General features: G+C 69.3%; 14 protein-coding genes and 2 pseudogenes. 6 read left to right on the forward strand and 10 right to left on the reverse strand.

The window, feature by feature from the left end:
• Window positions 1-8: 8 nt before the first annotated feature.
• The 10 genes and pseudogenes from RG19_RS12550 to gspE form a co-directional block, all read right to left on the reverse strand.
• On the reverse strand, window positions 9-827 hold the full coding sequence (locus RG19_RS12550; RefSeq protein WP_058835561.1) for a hypothetical protein: 819 nt from the start codon (window positions 825-827) through the stop codon (window positions 9-11).
• Window positions 817-1,431 (reverse strand): type II secretion system protein GspM, encoded by a 615-nt coding sequence (gspM, locus tag RG19_RS12555; RefSeq protein WP_058835562.1) that lies wholly within the window; start codon window positions 1,429-1,431, stop codon window positions 817-819. The genes RG19_RS12550 and gspM overlap by 11 nt, the downstream gene beginning before the upstream one ends.
• Complete coding sequence (locus RG19_RS12560; protein ID WP_082672659.1) at window positions 1,418-2,593, reverse strand: PilN domain-containing protein; 1,176 nt, start codon at window positions 2,591-2,593, stop codon at window positions 1,418-1,420. Before RG19_RS12560 ends, gspM begins: the two co-directional genes overlap by 14 nt.
• A 144-nt stretch (window positions 2,594-2,737) precedes the next feature.
• On the reverse strand, window positions 2,738-3,604 hold the full coding sequence (locus RG19_RS12565) for a type II secretion system minor pseudopilin (RefSeq protein ID WP_058835563.1): 867 nt from the start codon (window positions 3,602-3,604) through the stop codon (window positions 2,738-2,740).
• Window positions 3,601-4,281, reverse strand: coding sequence for a prepilin-type N-terminal cleavage/methylation domain-containing protein (locus RG19_RS12570; protein ID WP_058835564.1), 681 nt, complete (start codon window positions 4,279-4,281; stop codon window positions 3,601-3,603). Before RG19_RS12570 ends, RG19_RS12565 begins: the two co-directional genes overlap by 4 nt.
• A pseudogene (gene xpsI / locus RG19_RS12575) lies at window positions 4,278-4,694 on the reverse strand (type II secretion system protein XpsI); the annotation flags it as partial. The gene RG19_RS12570 and the pseudogene xpsI, both read right to left, overlap by 4 nt.
• A gap of 128 nt (window positions 4,695-4,822) precedes the next feature.
• Window positions 4,823-5,284: a type II secretion system protein XpsH gene (gene xpsH / locus RG19_RS12580; protein ID WP_425599702.1), complete on the reverse strand. Its 462-nt coding sequence runs from the start codon at window positions 5,282-5,284 to the stop codon at window positions 4,823-4,825.
• 181 nt (window positions 5,285-5,465) lie between these two features.
• Window positions 5,466-5,867, reverse strand: a pseudogene (gene gspG / locus RG19_RS18285) (type II secretion system major pseudopilin GspG); the annotation flags it as partial.
• Between the two features lie 277 nt (window positions 5,868-6,144).
• Window positions 6,145-7,362, reverse strand: coding sequence for a type II secretion system protein XpsF (xpsF, locus tag RG19_RS12590; RefSeq protein WP_058835565.1), 1,218 nt, complete (start codon window positions 7,360-7,362; stop codon window positions 6,145-6,147).
• Window positions 7,362-9,101 (reverse strand): type II secretion system ATPase GspE, encoded by a 1,740-nt coding sequence (gene gspE, locus RG19_RS12595; protein WP_058835566.1) that lies wholly within the window; start codon window positions 9,099-9,101, stop codon window positions 7,362-7,364. Before gspE ends, xpsF begins: the two co-directional genes overlap by 1 nt.
• Before the next feature lie 405 nt (window positions 9,102-9,506).
• Between gspE and RG19_RS12600 the strand changes: the two genes are divergently transcribed.
• The 6 genes from RG19_RS12600 (at window position 9,507) to RG19_RS12625 (ending at window position 16,418) form a co-directional block, all read left to right on the forward strand.
• Entirely contained in the window at window positions 9,507-11,069 is a 1,563-nt protein-coding gene (locus RG19_RS12600) for a TerC family protein (protein WP_058835567.1), read from the forward strand.
• Window positions 11,066-11,260 (forward strand): oxidoreductase-like domain-containing protein, encoded by a 195-nt coding sequence (locus RG19_RS18030; RefSeq protein ID WP_058835568.1) that lies wholly within the window; start codon window positions 11,066-11,068, stop codon window positions 11,258-11,260. The genes RG19_RS12600 and RG19_RS18030 overlap by 4 nt, the downstream gene beginning before the upstream one ends.
• Window positions 11,261-11,365: 105 nt before the next feature.
• Window positions 11,366-12,418: an NAD(P)-dependent alcohol dehydrogenase gene (locus RG19_RS12610; RefSeq protein ID WP_058835569.1), complete on the forward strand. Its 1,053-nt coding sequence runs from the start codon at window positions 11,366-11,368 to the stop codon at window positions 12,416-12,418.
• Between the two features lie 120 nt (window positions 12,419-12,538).
• A complete protein-coding gene (locus RG19_RS12615; RefSeq protein WP_058835570.1) occupies window positions 12,539-13,504 on the forward strand; it encodes a glycosyltransferase family 2 protein in 966 nt (321 codons plus the stop codon).
• Window positions 13,501-14,814, forward strand: coding sequence for a polysaccharide pyruvyl transferase family protein (locus tag RG19_RS12620; protein WP_058835571.1), 1,314 nt, complete (start codon window positions 13,501-13,503; stop codon window positions 14,812-14,814). The genes RG19_RS12615 and RG19_RS12620 overlap by 4 nt, the downstream gene beginning before the upstream one ends.
• Window positions 14,811-16,418: a glycosyltransferase family 39 protein gene (locus RG19_RS12625; protein ID WP_058835572.1), complete on the forward strand. Its 1,608-nt coding sequence runs from the start codon at window positions 14,811-14,813 to the stop codon at window positions 16,416-16,418. Before RG19_RS12620 ends, RG19_RS12625 begins: the two co-directional genes overlap by 4 nt.
• Window positions 16,419-16,470: the final 52 nt, after the last annotated feature.

Raw genomic sequence — 16,470 nt, forward strand, 5'->3', positions numbered from 1 at the left:
GGGGCACTCTACGGGTTCTGCTGCTGCGTCGCCTGCTCCGCGCGCAGGCGTGCGCGGCGGGCCTCGATGCGACGGCGGATGGCTTCGGCCTGGCTGGCCGGGGTGGGATCGGTACCGGGCTCGCCTTCGACGGCCGGCGAATCGGTCTGCGGGGACGCGCCGTTCTGGGCGACCGGCGCATCGGGTGCGGCTGCGCGGCGCGCCGCTTCCTGCGCCTGGGCCTGCGCTTGCGCCTGGCCGACCGACGGCCTGGGCGGCGGCAACGGCAAGGCCGGTCCGCCATCGGACGGCGGAGGCGGCGCCATCGGCGTCGGCGCCTGGCCGCCCTGGCCATCGAACACCCGCAACGCCAGCGTCTGCTCGCCATCGGGCCCGGCGAACACCGCGCTGCGCGGGGCCACCGAACGCAGCGACCAGTTGCCGAAACCGCGCGGCGCCTCGCCCACGCGCACGCGCAAGGCATCGCCGCCGTCGCGCGGCTGCACGATCGCCATTTCGAACGACGGGGTGATCAGCACGCTGGTCAGCACCATGTCGAAATCGGGCGCGGCACCTTCGCTCTCGGTGCCTTCCAGGCTGAACGGGTGCGGCCGGCGGTCCTCGGCGAAGAGCGGACGATCGCCGATCGCCGCGTACTGCGGCAGCGGGCCGAGGCGCGCGTCGGCCGGATCCGCCGCCTGGGGCAACGCCTGCAGCAGGGTCGGATCGTCGTCGAGCGGGGTCACCCGTCCGCCCAATCCAGCCAGTCCGAGCACCCACACCAGGAGCGCCCACAGCGCCACCGCCGCGATCGCCGCGGTGCCTGCGCGCACGCTTTCAAGGCGCATCGACACGCCCTCCCGGCTGCAGATAGCCGAACAGGTCGAAGCTGACGTCCAGGCCGACGCCCTGCCCCGGCGCATCGGCATTCGTCAGGTGACGCTGCGACAGCACGTTGAGGTTGTCCACGAACAGCCGCGGCGCACCGCTTTCCAGCGCATGCAGGACCGCCGCGAGCTGGGGCGCCCCGCAGCGGATGCGGACCTGGACCACCACCCGGGTGAAGCGCGCCTCCTGCCGCGGCAACGTGACCGGTGACCGGTTGACGATGGCGCACGCCCGATTGCCGGGACTGGCCTCGCTGACGGTGGTCTCCAGACGCTGAACCAGCGCGGCCGTCGCCAGCTCGGGGCTGCGTTCGGGGAGAAAGCCGGGCGTGCGCGCGTAACGGTCGGCGACGTCCTCCAGACGCTCGCGGATCTGTGGCGCCTGCTGCAGCGCGGTGCGTGCGCGCAATTCGCGCTGCTGCAGGGTGTCGATGCGGGCGTCGGCCTCACGCATCGGCCGTGTCCACCACGGATGGATCAGGACCAGATAGGCCAGCCCCAGCACGCCGGCCAGGATGCCCAGCGCCAGCCAGCGGTCGCGCGGCCGCACATCAGCCGTCCGCATCGGCCGCCTCCGTCGTCGCGGGCGCGGCATCGGCGGCCGGCGCCACCACCAGTTCGGCGCTCAGGGTGAACCGGTCGCGCCGGCTGCGTGGGTCGGGCATCAGTGCGCCGGTCAATGCCGGCGCGCGCCACAGGGGCGAGCCCTCCAACTGGCCGACGAGCGCCGAGGCCTCGCTGCTCAGGCCGATCAGCAGCAGGCGGTCGTTCTCGATCGACAGCCGTTCCAGATACGTGCTGTCGGGCAGCCGCTGGCTCAGCTCGTCGAGGATCTCCACCATGCTCGGCCGGCCCGCGCGCTGGGATTCCAGATAGCGCATCCCGTCGAGGGTGCCGACGAGCTGGTCGCGCTGCAGCGCGGCCTCGCGCGCCTGGGCGATGACCGGTTGCGAGTCGGCCTCGAACCGGTCCGCGGCGGCGCGGCGGTTCTCCAGCATCTGCCACATTCCCGCCGCCAGCGCGCACACCGCGATCACCGCGGCGAGCGCATTCGCGCGCCGCCAGGGGTCGCGCCGGGATTGCCGGCGCGCGGGCGGCAACAGGTCGACCCCCAGGGTGCCGCCGTCGCCGTCGTCCAGATCCACGCCGGCCAGCGTCTGCGCGGCCGGCCCCAGCGCATTCAGTGCGGCGTCGAGCACCTGTCGCGGCACCACCACCAGTTCGGCGTCGAGATGGCCGTCGCCGGACGGGCCCAGCGCACGCGCGTCGAAGGCCACCGCATCCGCGGCGAACGGTGTCTGCCGGTCGATCTCGAACGCGACCACGTCGCGCAGGCGGTCGGCGGCGGCAGCGGGCAGGCGCATCGGCCGTCGCAGCCCGGCCGACGCCGGCAGCACCAGCCAGCGCGGCAATTCCGCCAGTTGCGGCCCCAGTGCGCGCGACAGTCCGTCGACATCGTCGGCCAGGGCCTGCCCGGGCAGTTCGGCCAACGGCCGGATCCGGTCCGGGCGCTCCAGCGACAGCGCCACGTCGCTCCCGAGCGACCGCACCAGCAGCCGCTGCGGCAGCAGGCCGAGGCGCTCGCGCAGACGCAGCGGCAACGTGCTGGCCAGGGCGGCCGTCCACCAGCGCCACGCCGCGATCAGGCGCGGACGCAGCAGCGCAGACGCACCGCCGAACCGGCGCCCGGCAGGGCGCGTCGGCGCGATGTCGTCGGCGGCAGCCATCACCAGCAGCAGATCATGAGCGAAGGGTCCCCAGCACGAACCGGCATCCGTTGCCGATTCCGTCGCGCAGGAGTGTATGCGCAAGTGTCGTGTCGTCGCGATCCGGGGGCGCGCAAAAGTGCGAACCCGATCCACACGGAAGCATTACGGCTCGGATGCGGAAACTCCTTCTCTCCATGACAGCGGGGTATAGGCCGTGCCGGGCGCCCCCCCGCCCACGCGTACGACCGCCTGCAGCACGGCTTCGCGTCCATCGCTCATCCGTGCCCGGCTCTCGATACTATACGTACCCGTCCCGCTTCCCAGCGCGGCCGCGGGGTCGGGCATGCCCGGCAGGGGCTGCCGTTGCTCCAGCACCGGGGCGGGATCGATGCCCATCGCCTCGAGCACCGGCGCCGCCGCGAACCGCGGGTCGGGCGACGGCTGGCCGGTGTAGACCGTCACGTACGGCGCCACGGCGGCGTACAGCGCCGGCGTCATGCCGAGGATCTGCTGCAACTCGCCGATGGTTTCGAACGGCGCGTCCTTGGCGCCGTAGGGCAGTCCCGCTGCGGCGTACTGCGGGTCTTCCGCGCCACCGGCCGGTTGCACCAGATCGTCGGCATCGCGCCAGTCCAGCACTGCGCCGGCCAGGCGCTCGGCATCCGCAGGCGCCGCACCGGCCGTGCGGAACAGCGCCGCCAGCAGCGGCGGCTGCGCCGCGTTCAGATCCACCTTGCCCGACTCGTCGACGATGCGCAGGGTCAGCTCGGACCCGGCGAACCGCCAGGCGTAGTCGCGACCATCCGGCGACCAGCGTCGCTCGGGGAAGGGATCCTGCACCCGCGCGACCGCGACTTCCAGGCCCGCACGCGCCAGTTCCGCACCGACCGCACCGCGCGCGAGCACCCCGCCCTGCAGTTGCTCCAGGCGCGCAGTGAGCGCGAAGCCGCCGACCAGTGCGGCCAGCAACGCGATCACCCACAGCACCAGCAACAGTGCAGCGCCCCGCGCCTCGCGCGTCGGACTCACGGCACCACCTCGCCGGCCATGTTCATGCGCCCGCTTCCCTGCGGCAGCGCCACCAGCACCGGCGGCCAGGGCGCGCCCTGGCGGGGCTGGACCTCGATGCGCACCTGCAGCGGCAGCTCGTCGCCGCCCTCCCAGCGCTCAAGCCAGCCGGTCGGCGCACCGGTGGCGTCGATGCCTCGATAGCTGAAATGCACTGCGGCGAGCGCCGAGGCCAGCGGCTCCGGAGGACGCGCCTGCGACTCCTCGAACACCGTGCCGCCGACCACGCTGGAGAAGGAGACCGCCAGGACCACGTCGCGACCATCGCGCAGGATCTGCAGATCGTGCAGCGCCGGCCCGCCCCGACCGAGGTAGGCGGGCAGCTCGGCCACGAAGCGCATCCGCTCCGGCTCGCCCACGAACCGCTGCGGGACGCCGGTGCGCGTATCGGTCTCGAATGCGATCGGCAGCGCCCCCTGCAGGCGCCCGCGCAGGAAGCCCGATGCCATCCGCACGCGCTCGCTGTCGCGCGCCAGGGCCTCGGCACGCTCCACCGTCGCGGTCGCCGAGCGCAGGGTGGCGAACCCGAGCGCCAACCCCATCGCCAGCAGCACCGTCGCCAGCAGAATCTCGATCAGGGTGAAACCGCGCTGCCGCGACCCGGCAACGCTCGCGCCGACGCGCGTACCCCGCCTCACAACCCACCGCCGTTCGCCGCATCCGGCTGCACCAGCCGCAACGAACGCAGCATCATTTGCTCGCGCGGCCCGCCCTCGCCCCACTGCACCGTGAGCTGGAGCGCCATCAGCCGCGGCGCGAACGGATCCTCCACCCCGCTCGGCGGCACATCCGGATCGACCCACGGCGTCACCTCCAGCGACCAGCGATAACGCCCGTCGCCGAAGTCGCCCGCGTCCTGCCCCGGCCGCAGCACCTCCCCCACGCCGACGTCGGCCAGCAACGATTGCGCGTACAGCGCCGCGCGACCGCTATCGGCGGCCCAGCGGACCTGCCGCGCACCACCCGACAACGTACCGAGCAGCAGGGTCAGCGCCAGCGCCAGCACCGCGAACGCCACCAGTACCTCCAGCAGGGTGTATCCGCGCTGCCGCGAACCCGCAGCTCTTCCACCAGCAGGCCGGTCGCCGCATTCCCGCTCATGTGCCTTCCCTGCGCCGATGAGGCCGTCGCCAATCCATTTCCCGCGACACCCGCGTCCGGTCTCACCGCCCCCCCGCCTCACGGGCCCACCTCACCGCGATGCACCCGCACCTCACCGGTCAACCACGCGACATCGACATGCCAGCGTGCGCTGCCGCTCACCAGCGCCACCCGCCCACCGGTCGATGCGCCGTCGGGGAAGAACACGATCGCGCCCTCGCCGGGCCGCGGCTGCACCTCACGCGCGCCGGTGAACACGACCTCGATCCGTTCGGGCAGACGCCCGCTACGGTCCGCACCGGCCCGCCAGGTGCGCGCGTCGGGGTCGATCTCGAAGGACTGCGGACGGCCGCTGGCGATCGCCAGCGCGCGCGCATGCCGCAGGTTGCCGGCCACATCCTGCACCGCCGAGCGCACTTCGAGCCGGCCGAAGCCGTTTCCCAGCACGCCGGCGGCCAGAGCACCGGCAAGGGCCACCAGCGCCACCGCCACCATCACCTCGATCAGCGAAAAGCCCCGGGGCCGCACGAGCCCGCCCATGCCCCCCGCCGGGCGACGGCCGGCGACGGCCATCCGCGATCGCGACCGGGTGTGCGCACGCCGATCCGGATCCGGCCGGGCAGGCACGGACACGGGGCTCGCGCCGCACGCGCCATGGTCGCCGGCGATCACGCGACGGGATGCGCCTCCGGCCCGCCACACGGGCATCGCCATGCCGGCATCACTCGACGCGGATATCCGCGTTGACGCTGTCGCCGCCGGGTTCGCGGTCGGCACCGTAGCTGATCACGTCGAACGGGCGACCTTCGCCCGGCACGCGGTATTCGAACGGCGTTCCCCAGGGGTCGTTGAGTTCGGAATCGCGCGCGTACGGGCCGAGCCAGCCCGGCGCGTCGCCCGGTTGCACGACCAGATCGCCGAGCGCGTTCGGCAGGCGTCCGGTGTCCATGCGGAAGTTCTCGACCTTTTCCGCGAGCGTCTGCACCTGCGCACGCGCCAGATTGACGCGCGCGCGATCGCCGCCACCGAGGATCCGCGTGGCCGCGAAGGCGACGATGCCGCCGATGAGCACCACCACCAGGATGATCTCGATCAGGCTGAAGCCGCGCTGCCGCGAATTAGAAACTCCTACACCAGTGAGGCCGTCGCCACGGCTGACGCCAACGAATCGCCCGCGAAACCCGCTCTGGATCCCACCGGAGCCACGCTGCCGCGAACCATGAGTGTTCGCACCCGTGAGGCCGTCGCCACGGCCGACGCCAGCGATGTCCCCGCGACACCCGCTCTGGATTTCACTGAAGCCGCGTCCCCGCGAACCAGCAGCAGGTCCCGCATCACCCAGCCGCACCAGGGCCCCAGCCCCACCCGCCCGCCGAACAAACCTTGGATGATTCATACATTCAACCTATGACGTTGGTGAGATCGTAGATCGGAATCAGGACCGCGAGAATGACCACCATCACGATGAGCGCCAATCCCATCGTGATCACCGGCACCAGCGCCGCCAGCATGCGATCCAGCGCCTGCGCCGTATCCTGCTCGAACGTGTCGGCGGTCTTGAGCAGCATCGCATCCAGTGCGCCCGACTCCTCGCCGACCTGGATCATCTGCAGCGCCAGCCGCGGGAAGCGCTTGTTGCGCGCGAGCGCACCGGAGAGCCCCGCGCCGCCCTTGACCTCTTCGGCCGCGGCCTCGACATCGGCCGCCAGCGCCCGGTTGCCCAGCACGGTACGCCCGATGCCCAGCGCCGCCATCAGCGGCACGCCGTTGCGCAGCAGGGTCCCGAGCGTGCGCGCCAGGCGCGCGGTCTCCAGCTTCGCCACGAGCGGCCCGGCCACGCGGACGCCGAGCAGGCGTTCGTCGAACCGCAGCCGGAACGCCGGGTCGCGCAAGCGGCGGTCGAGCCACCACAGCAGCAGCGCCGGCACCACCAGCAGCACGATCCACCAGTCGCGAACGAACTCGCCGATGCTCAATACGATCAGGGTGAAGACCGGCAGCGTGGCATCCAGGCTTTCGTACATCGCCGCGAACTGCGGCACCACGTAGCCGAGCAGGAACAGCAGCGAGCCGCCGACCATCAGCAGCAGGATCGCGGGATAGATCAGCGCGTTGACCACGCGCCCGCGCAGTGCGCGACTGCGCTCCAGGTACTCGGCCAGCCGCTGCAGGGTTTCCTGCAGACTGCCGCCGGCCTCGCCGGCGCGCACCATGTTCACGTAAAGACGTTCGAACGTGCCGTGCTGACGTTCGAGCGCCACCGACAACGGACTGCCGCCACGCACCGCATCGCGCACCTCGACCAGGGTCCTGCGCGCGGCCGCATCGTCGGGTTGGTCGAGCAGGATCGTCAGCGCCCGGTCCAGCGGCTGGCCGGCGCCGAGCAGGGTCGCCAGCTGCTGGGTGAACTGCACCAGCCGCTGTCCGGCGAAGGGCTTCGGGCGCATCAACGTCCGCCAGGAGCGCGCATCGCCTCCCTCGCTCGCCAACCGCGTTTCCACCGGCAGGTGGCCCTGCTCCTGCAGCCGCTGCACGAGTTCCTGTTCGCTGGCGGCCTCCATCCGGCCGTCCAGGGCCTCGCCGCGGGCGTTGAGCACCTTGTAGCGATACACCGGCATCAGGCGTCCTCGGTCACCCGCAGGACTTCCTCGATCGTGGTCTCGCCGCGCAGGGCCTTGGCGATGCCGTCCTCGTACATGGTGCGCATGCCGGCCTCGCGGGCGATGGACTCCAGCTCGCCCATGCCGGCGTGACGCATCACGGCGCGCCGCAGCGCGTCGTTCATGACCAGGAACTCCATGATCGTGGTCCGGCCGAGATACCCGGTCGGCGCGCGCTCGGACGCGCGCGGCCGGAACAGGTGGATATCGCCCTCGGGCTGGAAACGGCGCAGATCGAACTTCTCGATCTCCTCCGGCGACGCCGCGTAGCGCTCGGCATGGTCCGGCTCCAGGCGGCGCACCAGGCGCTGGGCGAGGATGCCGTTGACGGTGGAGGTCAACAGGTAGTCCTCCACGCCCATGTCGAGCAGGCGGGTGATGCCGCCGGCGGCGTTGTTGGTGTGCAGCGTGGACAGCACCAGATGGCCGGTGAGCGCGGACTGGATCGCGATGCGTGCGGTCTCCAGGTCGCGCATCTCGCCGATCATGATGATGTCCGGATCCTGGCGCACGATCGAACGCAGCGCGTTGGCGAAGTCCAGCCCGATCTGCGGCTTGGCCTGGATCTGGTTGATGCCTTCGATCTGGTACTCGACCGGGTCCTCGACGGTGATGATCTTGACGTCGGGCGTATTGAGCTGCGACAGCGCCGTGTACAGCGTGGTGGTCTTGCCGGAGCCGGTCGGCCCGGTGACCAGCAGGATGCCGTGCGGCTGGTCGAGCACCTTCTTGAATTGCGGCAGGAACTCGTCGGTGAAGCCCAGCCGGTAGAAATCGAACACCACCGTCTCGCGGTCGAGCAGGCGCATCACCACCGACTCGCCGTGCGCGGTAGGCACCGAACTCACACGCAGATCGAGCTCCTTGCCCTGCACGCGCAGCATGATCCGGCCGTCCTGCGGCAGGCGGCGCTCGGCGATGTTGAGCCGGGCCATGATCTTGATGCGGCTGATCACCGCCGCGGTCAGGTTGGCCGGCGGGCTCTCGCCGTCGATGAGCACGCCGTCGACGCGGTAGCGCACCTTCAACCGGCTCTCGAACGGCTCGATGTGGATGTCCGATGCGCGCAGCTCGACCGCGCGCTGGATGACCAGGTTCACCAGCCGGATCACCGGCGCCTCGGAGGCGAGGTCGCGCAGGTGCTCCACATCGTCGAGATCGCCGGTGGTCTCGCCGTCGGCGGTCTCCACGATCGCGCCCATCGCGCTGCGGCCCTGGCCGTACCAGCGCTCGATCAGGTCGGCGATCTCGGAGCGCAGCGCCACCCGCGGCGCCAGCGCGCGACCGCTCGCGAGCGCCACCGCCTGGCGCGCATAGCCGTCCCAGGGATCGGCCATCAACACCGCCAGTCGGCCGTCGATCTCGCCGACCGGGCACAGGTGGAACTGCTTGAGGAAGCGCAGCGTCATCGCCTGCGCGCCGTCGAGCAGCTCCGGCGGAGCCTCGGGCAGATCGCGGGCGCTGGCCAGGGGCAGATCCAGCACTTCGGCGCAGGTTTCGGCATGGTCGCGCTCGGACACCATGCCCAGCCGGCCGAGCAGCGCGAGCAGGCCGCCACCGGCCTCGGCATGAAGCCGCCGCGCACGGGCGAGGTCGGCCTCCTTCAAACGGCCGCGCGCGACCAGCGCCTCGACGATGCGAGTTTCGTCGTCGGTCTGCGCCGTCTCCGCTCCAGCGTCCTCGCGTACCGCGTTCACCGTTGTGATTCCATCCCGTGGTCGAACGTCGCGACTGTAGCAGAGCACCGTAGCCTCACGTCGCGACCGGATCGCGCCGCGATGCGTACCGGCGCGACCGCCGGCAGCCACCCTGAACCCAACGTCGCACGTCGTATCCGCGCAGGTGCCACGCCGATCCCGGCCACCGGGCGACCCGCTTCCGTCGCGGCCACCACCTCGGGTATGCTCGCCGCCATGCCCGCTTCCGATCCGGACCCGGCCCCAGGCGAACCTCCCAGTCGGGCCCATCCCGCTGTTCGCCACTGCCCGCGTCCCGCGCCCGCCCGTCCGGCGGCGCCCTCCCTGACGACTCCTGACCCGCGCCTGCAGGCGTGGCGTTCGCCGTGTCCGCGCGACCGGCGTTTCTTGTACGGACACTGACCCATGTTCGAATGGATGAACGATCCCACCGCCTGGATGGGACTGGCCACGCTGATCGTGCTCGAGATCATTCTCGGCATCGACAACCTGGTCTTCATTGCGATCCTCGCCGACAAGCTGCCGCCCGAGCAGCGCGACCGCGCCCGCATCATCGGCCTCAGCCTCGCCCTGGGCATGCGCCTGGTCCTGCTGGCGCTGCTGGCCTGGATCATGCGCCTGACCGAGCCGCTGTTCGCGCTGTTCGACCACGACTTCTCCGGTCGCGACCTGATCCTGATCTTCGGCGGCCTGTTCCTGCTGTTCAAGGCGACGATGGAGCTGCACTCGCGGTTGGAAGGTCGCGACCATGCGAGCAGTTCGGTCGGCTACGCCAGCTTCGGCGTGGTGGTCACCCAGATCGTGGTGCTGGACGCGGTGTTCTCGCTGGATTCGGTGATCACCGCGGTGGGCATGGTCGAGCATCTGTCGATCATGTACATCGCGGTCACCGTGGCGATGGGCGTGATGCTGCTGGCGAGCAAGCCGTTGACCCGCTTCGTCAACCAGCACCCCACCGTGGTCATGCTGTGTCTGGGCTTCCTGTTGATGATCGGCCTGAGCCTGCTGGCCGAAGGCTTCGGCATCGACATGCCCAAGGGTTATCTGTACGCGGCGATCGGCTTCTCGATCATGATCGAGATGTTCAACCAGTTGGCCCTGCGCAACCGGCGCAAGCGCGAGGCCGCGCGCCCGATGCGCGAGCGCACCGCCGAAGCCGTGCTGCGCCTGCTCGGCGGCCGCACCACACAGGAGAGCCACCAGCCGGACGCGCACGTCCAGGACCGGGTGGCCGAGCAAGCCGAGGCCGCCTTCGCCGACAGCGAGCGCGACATGGTCTACAACGTGCTCGGCTTCGCGGACAAACCGGTCGACTGGCTGATGACGCCGCGCCCGGACATCGCCTGGATCGATCTCGACGACGACCGCGAGACCATCCTGTCGGCCCTGCGCGAGGCGCCGCACAGCCGCCTGCTCGTGGCCCGCGGCGAGCTCGATCGCTTCGAGGGCGTGATCGAGGCGCGCAGGTTGCTGCGCCAGTTGCTCGACGGGGGTGACCTCGACCTGCCGGCCGCGATGTCGCAGCCGCTCGTGGTGCACGAAGGTGCCAGCGCGCTGCGCGTGCTGCAGGACCTGCGCCGGCACCCGATCCCGATGGCGATCGTGCTCGACGAGTACGGCAGTGTGGAAGGCGTGGTCACCGCGACCGACGTGCTCGCCGCGATCGTGGGCGACCTCGCCGATACGGTCGACCCCGACCGGGTCGCCACCCAGGATGCCGACGGCACATGGCGCCTGGACGGCGGCATGCCGGCGACCGCCGCATCGCGCCTGCTCGGCTTCGCGCTGGACGAGGACGCCGGCTATCACACCCTCGCCGGCCTGTTGATCTATCACCTCGATCACGTGCCGCAGGTCGGCGAGCGCGTCGACCACGACGGCTGGCGCTTCGAGATCGCGCAGATGTCCGGCGCCCGGGTGACCGAAGTGCGCGCCGAAGCGCTGCCGGCCGGCGAGCTTCCGGCGTGACCCGAGCGGACCCGCCCGGCGCGGTCACGGCTGCGGACCCGCGTCCGCAGCCGCCGGAGAAACCGTTGCCGACCGATTGTTGCGAAAGCGGCTGCGCCACCTGCGTCTACGACTACTACGCCGACGAGCTGGCGCTGTACCGCGAGCGCCTCGCGGCCTGGCGGCAGCGCCATCCCGACGCGGACACCTGAACCCGCCGCGCAACGACGGCACGCTGCGTCGCCACGACGTGCACGCCGCCCGCACGCCTGCGGGTTAGCATCGCGTCCGCTCTTCCCTCCCCGCTGGAATTCCGCATGCTGCGCACCCCCGCCTATGCCGCGCCGTCGGCCCACGACGCGCTCGCGCCGATCACCATCGAGCGACGCGAGCCGCGCGCGCACGAGGTCCTGATCGACATCCTCTACTGCGGCGTCTGCCACTCCGACCTCCACCAGGTCCGCGACGAGTGGGGCGGCGCGATCTTCCCGATGGTGCCCGGCCACGAGATCGTCGGCCGGGTCGCCGCGGTCGGCGCCGGCGTCACCCGGCACAAGGTGGGCGATGCCGTCGGCGTGGGCTGCTTCGTCGACTCCTGCCGCGAGTGCGCACAGTGCCGCGCCGGCGAGGAGCAGTACTGCGAGCAGGGCATGACCGCGACCTACAACGACCGCGAACGCGGCAGCGACGTGCCCACCCACGGCGGCTACTCGACCCGCATCGTCGTCGACGAACAGTACGTGCTGCGCATCCCCGACGGCATCGCGCTGGAGCGCGCGGCACCGCTGCTGTGCGCCGGCATCACCACCTATTCGCCGCTGCGCCACTTCGGCGTCGCGCCCGGCGACCGGGTCGCCGTGGTCGGCCTCGGCGGCCTGGGCCACATGGCGGTGAAGCTGGCGAGCGCGATGGGCGCCGAAGTGACCGTCCTCAGCACCTCCGAAGCCAAGCGCGCCGACGCCATGGCCCTGGGGGCGCACGCGTTCCTTTCCACCCGCGAGCGCAGCATGTTCCGCCAGCATGCCGGCACGTTCGACTACATCGTCGACACCGTCTCCGCGCAGCACGACTACAACGCCTACCTCAACCTGCTGAAGGTGGACGGCACCATGATCCTGCTCGGGATTCCCGAGGACCCGACCCCGGTGGGCGCGTTCTCGCTGGTGACCAAGCGTCGCCGCCTGGCCGGCTCGATGATCGGCGGCATCCGCGAGACCCAGGAGATGCTGGATTTCTGCGCGGAACACGGCGTCGCCGCCGATGTCGAGATCATCGACATCGCGGAGATCAATCGCGCTTACGAGCGCATGCTCGCCGGCGACGTGCGCTACCGCTTCGTGATCGACACGGCGACGCTCGGGGGCGGATGAACGCGGCGATAACGTCGCGCGGGCCTTCAGCCGGTAAACTGCGCGGTTCCCGGTATCGCGGTTCCACGAGGTTATGTCCTCGGCAGACCCGCTGTGGGCCATGTCCAGACAGGAATCCGAATGCAGGTCAGTGTCGTTATCCCAGCCTACAACGAAGAGGAAACCCTCGGCATCCTGGTCGACCGCATCCGGGACTCGACCGAGTCAATACCGAATGTGTCCCGTTGGGAGATCGTGTTCGTCGACGATGGTAGTTCCGATGGGACGTGGGCGACGATGCGCACACTGGCTGAACTCCAGCCCGCGCTGGTCAAGGCGTTTAGACTGCGCCGCAATTTCGGCAAGGCGGCTGCACTGGATCTCGGGTTCCAAGCCGCCACCGGCGACATCATAATGACCATGGATGCCGACCTCCAGGACGACCCAAAGGAGATCGGACGTTTTCTCGACAAGCTGAACGAGGGTTACGACCTGGTGTCGGGCTGGAAGGAGAAGCGCAACGACCCGTTATCCAAGACTCTGCCCTCGAAGCTCTTCAATAAGGTAACGTCGTGGATGTCGGGGGTCGACCTGCACGACTTCAACTGCGGCTTCAAGGCCTACCGGCGCGGGGTGATTGAGAACGTCCGCCTGTACGGTGAACTGCACCGCTACGTGCCGGTGCTCGCGCGGGACTTGGGCTACCGCATCGCCGAGATCGCGGTCGAGCATCACCCTCGCGAGCACGGCGTCAGCAAATACGGGCTCGAACGCTACGTGCGCGGCCTGATCGACCTGATCACCATCCTCGCCATCACTCGCTTCTTCCGACGTCCGGGCCACCTCCTCGGCGGTCTCGGTGTGCTGTTCGGAGTGGTGGGTTTCGTCATCCTGGGCATCCTCGCGGTGCAGTGGTTTCTCGGCCACCCCATCGACGGTCGCCCGCTGTTCTTCCTCGGCGTGCTGCTGACGATCTTCTCCGTGCAGATGGTCTCCATCGGCGTACTGGCCGAACTCATGATCAGGACATCGCCGCATGAAGACCCGATGGCCTCGGTCGCGGAAAGAACCGACTCGACAACCAACCCTGAGGTACGACAGACATGACGCGCGAATGCTACGCCATCATCGGCGGCACGCTGTGGGGTAACCGCGGCGCCGAAGCCATGGTCACCACCACCATGGCCCGGGTACGCGATCACCGCCCCGACGCCCGCTTTCTGGTGTTGTCCTACTATCCAGATCGCGATCGCATCCTGCTCGATTCGCCGCACGCCGCGATCGCCTCCGCAACGCCCATGCATCAATTGCTGGTACAGGCGCCCTGGGCGCTTTTGTGCTGGGCGGCTCGCAAGATCGGTCTGCGCTGGCCTGACCGCCTGCTGCCCCCGTCGGTGCGCGACCTGCGCGCTTGCACTGCCCAATTGGACGTCTCGGGCATCTCCTTCCACGACAACCGCCCAGGAGCGTTGATCTACAACGTGTTCTGCGTCTGGCCGGCCATCTTGCACGGCGTTCCAGTGGTGCACCTGTCACAGGCTCGGGGACCGTTCCAAACCTCGCTCAACCGACAGCTTTCGAAGCGATTCTTAGGCGCCTGTCGCTACGTGTTTGCGCGGGGGCGTGCCACCGCAGCCCACATCGAGACTCTCGGCCTTCCGGCCGATCGCTGGCGAATCGCCGCCGACATCGCTTTCGGGTTCAGGGCCGGCGACAGCGTGACTGACGAAGGTCCCGACCGCATCCGCGGCGCGTTGGAGCGTCTGCGGGCTACACGCGCTGCTGGGCGTGAGATCGTCGGGCTCTCGCCCAGCGCGGTGGTTCTGGGCAAGACGCGCACCGCCGGCATTGATTACATCGGCTTGCTAGCACGCGCGTTGCTGCACCTGCGCGCATCCGGTTACCACGTGGTGGTGCTGCCCAACGCCACTCGTGCCGGTGTCGACGCACTCCGCAACAACGACCTTCCCGTCATCGCCAAACTCCGACGCGAAGTCGAAAGATTGGCACCCGATGCGATCGAGGCCAACACCACTTGGATCGAGCAGGACATCAACACCGACGCCATCCGTGCCCTGATCGAGCCGTGCAAACTGCTGATCACCTCTCGGTTCCACGCGATGGTCGCCGGCCTCTCACTCGGGGTGCCCGTGTTCGTCGTAGGCTGGAGCCACAAGTACGGCGAGGTGCTGGAAATGTTCGGCTGCCAGGATGACGCCGTCGATTTCGCGCAACTCGATACCACGTTGCTGCCCGCCATCGATCGTACGCTCGCACTGGACGCCGATCGTCGCGCACGCATTGCGGCTGCGCGCAACGAGGTGGAAGCCTCATCGGCATCGCAGTTCGATGCACTGGCGACGCTGCTGCGATTGCCCACATCGCCTCGCGGCGCCGAGGCCCAGCAACCGCAATGAGCATATCCGCACACCACCGTTCGGCGCGCTGGCCGAACGGCTGGCATACTGCTGCGGTGCTGGTGATCTTCGTCGCCTTCGCCGGTCGGATGGCATTGTCAGGGGCGCAATCGTACTGGCTCGACGAGCTGTTCTCGATTCAGGTCCACGCCGTGACCCAGACCGGCATCGCCGGCGTAATCGATTCGATGCGCGGCATCATCCACCCACCGCTCTACCAGATCTTGCTGTTCTGGTGGATACAGCTTTTCGGCGACACCGAGGCTGCCACGCGGACCCTGTCCAACTTGTTCGTGGCGATCGCTTCAGGTGGTCTCTATCTGTTTTCTCTGCGGATGTCGGGCCGCCGCATGTCGCTGCTGGTGCTTCTGGTCTTCAGCCTGATGAGCGCACCCGTGTACGCGGCACTGGAAACGCGCTCCTATGCGATGGTGCTGATGTGGGCTTGCGCCTCGTCACTCGCGATGTGCCGCTTCATCGGCGACATGCCGATCGTGCGCGGGTGGGGGGAGTTCGCGCGCAACCCGGGCACACTCGCGCTGATCGCGCTCAACACCGGTGCTCTTTTCACCCATTACTACATGGCGTTCTTCATCGCCGCTCAGGGCGCATTTCTCCTGGCTGTGCTGCTGCATCGCCACCACGGCTGGAGACGCCCGGGAGCGCTGTTGCGATTGGCTGTGGTCGGTGCGCTACCGCCGCTGATCCTGATCGTGATCTGGGGCGACTCCATGGTCCAGCGTTACGGCCAGGGCGACCAGTTCGCTGGTGGGACCGCCGGCAGCGGATTCTTCAGCACCTTCTTCGACTACGTGGTCGCGCCTAACGCAGGGGGTGGCGTCGCCCTCGTATTGCTGGCCTTCGCCTTGGTGCGGGTCGCGCGCGCGCTGGTCCGCCTGGCCGCCGGACGCACGCGCGCCATCCGCCAGTACCTCACGCTCTACGTACTGGTCTGGGCACTGCTGCCGGCACTGCTGGCCTTCATCGTGCTTAGCGCCTTCGGCCAGGACGGCTATCGCGATCGCTACTTCATCTTTTGCACGCCCCCCATCGCGATGCTGCTGGTGATGGGTCTGTTTGAGCTCCTGCACGTGTTGGCGATCGCCGCAGGCCGGCTGATGGCGGCGCGCCCCCTGCGCGTGGCGTACCGGTTCGCCGCTGTTCTGGGTATGGTCCTAGCATTGACTACGGTCGCCCCGGGCGGCTATCAAGCGGCCACGGCGGAAAAGGTCGACTGGCGTCTGATCGCCAGCATGCTGGCGCTGAAGATCAACGCCGACCCCGCACATCGTTACGTGATCTACGACACTGGCTTCCGCCAGATCTCGATGTTCGACTACTACCTCGGCAAGCAGCCGGGCGGCCTGCATTCGCGTAGCGTGATCACTTGGGCCGATGAGGATCATGCACATTTTCCGTTTGACCAGGACCGCGAGTTCATTCGCGACTATGATTATTTGGTCACGGTCTTCAATCACCATCACACATCCGAGTTCCCGCGTCTGCTGGCGGACCTCGATAACCGCTTCACAGAGGATCACCGGGTGATGGTGGCAGAAGGTCGCGGGTTCATTGTTTACCGCGTCAGCGGGGCCCACGGTTGATGGCGATGCGAGCGCAAGGCAAGGCCATGTCCCCGCCGATGTACAGGGGAGT

It is taken from the genome of Luteimonas abyssi (genome assembly GCF_001482195.1).
Taxonomy (GTDB): domain Bacteria; phylum Pseudomonadota; class Gammaproteobacteria; order Xanthomonadales; family Xanthomonadaceae; genus Luteimonas; species Luteimonas abyssi.